Below are 240 nucleotides of genomic sequence, written 5' to 3'. Positions count from 1 at the left end.
GGAAGGCGACGAGGCGGGAGCCCCGTACGACCGCGTCGTCGCCACGGCCGGGGTCCGGCGGATTCCGGGCGAGTGGATTCGTCACGCTGCCCGAGGCGGGATCATCCTCGCGCCGTGGGGGACGCACTTCGGCAACGGGGACGCCCTCGTACGGCTTCGCATGACCGAGGAAGGCGGTAGCGCGTCCGGCCGTTTCCTGGGGCCCGTGGAGTTCATGAAGCTGCGCTCCCAGCGGTCCCC

Annotated in this window: 1 pseudogene; it reads left to right on the top strand. The window is 72.1% G+C overall.

The features are described from left to right. A pseudogene (locus GTW40_RS11220) lies at positions 1-240 on the top strand (protein-L-isoaspartate(D-aspartate) O-methyltransferase); the annotation flags it as partial.

It is taken from the genome of Streptomyces sp. SID4985 (genome assembly GCF_009863025.1).
Taxonomy (GTDB): domain Bacteria; phylum Actinomycetota; class Actinomycetes; order Streptomycetales; family Streptomycetaceae; genus Streptomyces.
This window is presented reverse-complemented; position numbering and strand designations above follow the sequence as displayed.